The organism is Armatimonas sp. (assembly GCF_964826245.1).
The window spans coordinates 1-4,429 of record NZ_CBAYMC010000301.1 but is presented as its reverse complement, the minus strand read 5'-3'; the positions used below and the strand labels follow the sequence as shown (position 1 = coordinate 4,429).

The window sequence follows — 4,429 nt, the reverse complement described above, 5'->3', positions numbered from 1 at the left end:
GACAGGTACCAGAAGAGCAAAAAACAGAAGTGTCGTATTCACGATATTCTTAGTTTACCGCGCCTCGCTGGCTGACCCGCCAGATCAGCCAGACTCCCACGCCAATTCCTAAAAGGTTGGGCAGCTCACAGGCCACGAGCGCGGGCATTCCCCCGCCTTTCCCAATCGCCTGAAAGATCTGCACCGTTGTCCAGTAGACAAAAGTGACCAGCACTGAGAGACCAAAGCCCATCCCCTTGCCTGAGCGCGTTCTCTGGATTCCCAGCGGCGCTCCGACCATGGCAAAGACCAGCGCGGACAGAGGAAACGAGACCCGTGCTTGCGCCTCAATCTCCGCCTCGCGTGCTGCGGCATGGTCGCCCTCTGCGTGCCGAAGCTCTGCTCGCTCGGCCAGCTTTTCCGTCGAGAGCTCGGTGACGCGCCCCTCTAAGCTCTCCAGCTCTTTGGGCTTGCCCAGCTCGACTTCCCGTAGCCGGATCTGGCGGCCATAGAGCACCACACTCTTCTGGCTCTCTGCCATCCAGAGCTCACCGGGCTTGTCCTCAATCAGTACCCAGGACGTCGTCCCGATCTTCCACTCCGCCCGCCGTGCTCCCACCGCTGCGACGGGCATCCCTTTCTCGTAGAGCAGAATCCCCACCCGATCTAAGTAGGCTTTTCCACCTGCACCGAAGCGCACCCCACCCGCGGCGTGCACAATGTACTGCTGGTTGTCTCCCGCCTTGACCGCGAGCGTAAAAGCCTCCGTTGTCGCTTTGGCTGTGGAGCCGCGCTGGCGGATGTCCATGGCCATTTTCTCGCGCTTGTGGTTGGCGGCGGGAATAAGGCTGTGGTTGATGGCGATAATCGGAAGCGCAATGGCCAGAGCGAACCCGACCACCGGAGCCATGATGCGCGGAAAGCTCGTCCCTGAGGCAAAGAGCGCCACGATCTCCGAGTCGCCTGAGAGCCGCCCAAAGCCCAGGAGCGTGGCAAGGAGCATCGCCATGGGAATCGTGTAGGCCAGAATATAGGGCATGGTGAAGAGCACCATGGTCAGCAAGAAGCTTGGGGGAACACCTTTTTGTGAGAACTCCGCTAGTTTTTGCAGCTCGCCCGCAGCCAGAAACAGGCTCGTGAAAAGTAGCACCGAGCCAAAAAATGGCCCGACGATCTCTAAGAGCACCACCCGATCTGTACGGGTCACAGCTTGAAGTTCTCCCCAAGATAGAAGCGGCGGACATCGTCGTTCTGTGCCACTTCATCGCGTGTGCCCTCAAAGACCACTTTACCATCCACGATCACGTAGGTTCGGTCAGTGAGGTTGAGCGTCGCGGCGGCGTTGTGGTCGGTGATCAGCACGCCGAGGCCACGATTGCGTAGCTCCTGAACCATCTCCTGAATATCCTCGATAGCGCGGGGATCAATTCCGGCAAAGGGCTCATCCAGGAGCAAGAACGACGGATTGGCGGCCAGGGCGCGCGCAATCTCGACACGCCGCCGCTCCCCACCTGAGAGCTCCGCCCCACGGGCACTGGCACGGTGGGTCACCTTGAGGTCTTCCATGAGCTGCTCGGCACGTGCGCGGCGGTCTTTGCGCGGGCAGCCGGTCATCTCCAGCACGAGCATCACGTTCTCGCGGACCGTGAGCTTGCGAAAGACACTGGCCTCTTGCGCTAAGTAGCCGATCCCGCGCCGCGCTCGCTGGTACATGGGCATTTTCGTGACATCCTTGCCATCCAGTAGCACTTTTCCACTATCGGGGCGGATCAGCCCGACAATCATGTAGAACGTCGTGGACTTTCCCGCACCGTTAGGGCCGAGCAGCCCGACGATCTCCCCCTGCTCAAAGCTCAGCGAGACGCCATCTACTACCCGGCGCTTGCGGTACACCTTGGCAAGCTCTGTCACCTCAATCCGGCGCGTTACATCGCTCATCACTTCTTTTTCTTCTCTGGCTCTTCCTTGATGTTGCCCGTGGTACTTCCCGCACCCAGGTGAAGCGTCGGCGGCTTGTTCTCCGCATCCTCGGGATCACCCAGGTCAATCCAGCCACTGTCTACCGATGTCTCTGTATCCAGAGCACCATAGCTCCACAGGTGTGCATTACCCGAAAAATCAATCCGCCCCATTCCCGGCTTTGTCCCCGCTTTGAAGATCGCTTCATCACAGCGCACTTTTATTGTCTGCTTATTGCCTTCCAGATCGAGCTGTTCCAAGAGAATGCTCACGTTGGCAGTCAAGGTCGCGCCACTAACAAAGGCTTTTTTTCCCTTGACACTCACATTGACAGCAACAGCAACAATCTTTTTCGCGCTTAGCTCACGCCGTCGTGACTTGAGCTTTGCTTTTTTGAGGGCTTCACTGCCCGCTTCTTGAGAGACCATGGCGACGGGCGCTGCATTTCCCAGAAGCGTTGCCGTCACTTTCCCACTTGGCGTTGGCCCGACAATCTCAATGGTGCCACTGCGCCAGTTGAGAATAAAATCCCCGATGCGTGAGGTATTCGTGGGGGCTTTCTGTGCACCGTGGACAAGGGGCACGAGAAGGCAGAGAGACGCAAGAGCGAGGAGAGAGTTTTTCATGGCAAAATTTTGAGTTTCTGGAGTACGGAGTCTGCGGTAAATCGGGAGCCGTAGAGTTCCATATCTGCACCCGAGAGAAAGGCGACATTTCCGCTGCCTTCCAAGACACCTTGTAGCGGATTATCTTTCGGAAGCCAGACCAAGTTATTACACTTTATCGTTCGAGCATCAAGCTGGCCCATTGTTTCGAGGGAGACACTCCCCTGAGCTGTCAGGCGGCTTGGTTTTCGGCCATCAATCTCAATCCGAACATTCTTCGCGACGATTTTGAGCGCGGGTTTCCCTTCCTGGTAGAGAATCGCAGATGTTCCTTCCATCTGTGCGCCCTCTTTTTCTCCCAGGCTTGTCTTGGTTCCCCACAGCTCCAGCTTGCGATTGCCCTTGCCATCCGAGAAGACGGCGTGGGAGCGGGACAGCTCGCCCGTCATGGGAACCGGAGTCGCGGCTGGCTTGAGAGTGGCTTTTACTTGAGGTCTACGCGGCCCACAGCCCACTAGTAGGAGGCAAAAACAAGCGGCGACGTATCTCACGCTTACTTGAGACAGTATTTCTAGCCTTCCGTCGCAGATTTTTCCGAGTCTGATACGGAGAGAGTCCCGTAGACCACGCGCCGGTGTCTCGCGCCGACAAACTCCGTGATTCCAAGCTCCGCAAGCAGCTCCGACCAGCGGGCCGTTTTCACGACCACCAAGCGCCGTGCGATGCGCTTTGCCTGCGTAATGGCTTCTAGTGTTAGGATACTATGATCGCCAAATGCCTTCAGTGCCCCCATCGTCTCTTCGGTCATGTCCACGGCAACATCAAAAAACGGGTCGAAGTAGACCACGTCGTAGCGCTTATCGGGGCAGGCTTTGAGAAACTCTAAGTGATGCCCCAGGTGCACGACCTGGATCCGACGCATCGCGGCATTGATAATTCGGTTCTCGGTTTCAAACACCCTCAGCCCCTCACGCGTGACGATTCCCAGCTCGCGGCTTCCCTCGATCCCGTGCACCTCCCCCGTCTCGCCTACCAAGAAGGCACACAGGGTCGCCTCGCCTGCATGGCCCAGCGTGCAGTCGAGAACGGACTCGCCGGGGACAAGCTGCATGGCAAGCTGGAGATAGTCTGGGTGGCCTCGGAGCAGGTTACGAAGCCGAAGCGCCCCGAGATTGGGGTGGAAGAAGACCTCGTGGCCTACGCGGTCTACCAGAAGCAAGCGGGCACTCTGCACGATCAGTGCCTTTTGCGCCTCCGGGTAGCGCCCAAAAACCACGGGCATCCCCTCGGCGTGCCGTCCCGCCAGGGCACAACCGAGCTCCTGCGCGAACCCTGCCGCCCGCGCCGCAAGCGCCGCGTCGGGCTTATGGCTCGTCGTGACAATTAAATCAGTCCTCACCAAAGATCACCTCGGAGGCGGAGACCGTGCGGAGGGAGCGGTCGGGAAGCTCTAGGGTGACTTGCCCCGAGGCGCTGAGCAGCGCCACTTTGCAGAGAGTCTCTTGGTTCTCTAGCACAAAGACTCGGCGTGCCTCGGGGTCAAGCAGTGCGTGCCAGTCGGGGAGAATTGCCGCGAGCCCATCTCGCTCCCAGAGTGACCAGCGCCAGTTTAGTGCCTCCCACAGAGCGCTCTCCAGCGCTGCGATCTCCACCGCGTTGCCCAGTGCGATTGCTTTCTCTTCCAGCTCTGGTGGCCAGACGCGCGGCTTGACATTAATTCCCACCCCGATCAGGGGCTGGCCTGCCTCGACCTCAATCAGCACCCCGCCCAGCTTGCGGCCTTGGAGAAAAAGGTCGTTGGGAAAGCGCACCTGGGCATCGAAGCCAAGCACACGGACGGCTTCAGCGGCAGCTAGCCCCACAAGAGGCGCCAGCTCCCAGAGTCG

6 protein-coding genes are annotated in these 4,429 nt (G+C 59.0%); all 6 read right to left on the bottom strand.

Features of this window, described 5'->3' with window-relative positions; translation table 11 throughout:
* Nucleotides 1-49: 49 nt before the first annotated feature.
* Nucleotides 50-1,186 carry an LptF/LptG family permease gene (locus tag AC1XOS_RS20155; RefSeq protein WP_481964007.1) on the bottom strand — a complete coding sequence of 379 codons (1,137 nt, stop codon included), beginning with the start codon at nt 1,184-1,186 and terminating at the stop codon, nt 50-52.
* The gene (gene lptB, locus AC1XOS_RS20150) at nt 1,183-1,917 is read right to left on the bottom strand and encodes an LPS export ABC transporter ATP-binding protein (protein ID WP_481964006.1); all 735 of its coding nucleotides are present in this window, start codon (nt 1,915-1,917) and stop codon (nt 1,183-1,185) included. The genes AC1XOS_RS20155 and lptB overlap by 4 nt, the downstream gene beginning before the upstream one ends.
* Nucleotides 1,917-2,564 carry a hypothetical protein gene (locus AC1XOS_RS20145; protein WP_481964005.1) on the bottom strand — a complete coding sequence of 216 codons (648 nt, stop codon included), beginning with the start codon at nt 2,562-2,564 and terminating at the stop codon, nt 1,917-1,919. The genes lptB and AC1XOS_RS20145 overlap by 1 nt, the downstream gene beginning before the upstream one ends.
* Nucleotides 2,561-2,992: a hypothetical protein gene (locus AC1XOS_RS20140; RefSeq protein ID WP_481964004.1), complete on the bottom strand. Its 432-nt coding sequence runs from the start codon at nt 2,990-2,992 to the stop codon at nt 2,561-2,563. The genes AC1XOS_RS20145 and AC1XOS_RS20140 overlap by 4 nt, the downstream gene beginning before the upstream one ends.
* 122 nt (nt 2,993-3,114) lie before the next feature.
* Complete coding sequence (locus AC1XOS_RS20135; protein ID WP_481964003.1) at nt 3,115-3,942, bottom strand: class I SAM-dependent methyltransferase; 828 nt, start codon at nt 3,940-3,942, stop codon at nt 3,115-3,117.
* A partial coding sequence (locus AC1XOS_RS20130) for a biotin--[acetyl-CoA-carboxylase] ligase (RefSeq protein ID WP_481964002.1) occupies nt 3,932-4,429 on the bottom strand: 498 nt, incomplete at its 5' end. The genes AC1XOS_RS20130 and AC1XOS_RS20135, both read right to left, overlap by 11 nt.

Coding starts and splice junctions, on each gene's coding strand:
- lptB (WP_481964006.1), bottom strand. CDS start 1,917: ATGAGCGATGTAACGCGCCGGATTGAGGTGACAGAGCTTGCCAAGGTG.
- AC1XOS_RS20145 (WP_481964005.1), bottom strand. CDS start 2,564: ATGAAAAACTCTCTCCTCGCTCTTGCGTCTCTCTGCCTTCTCGTGCCC.
- AC1XOS_RS20140 (WP_481964004.1), bottom strand. CDS start 2,992: ATGACGGGCGAGCTGTCCCGCTCCCACGCCGTCTTCTCGGATGGCAAG.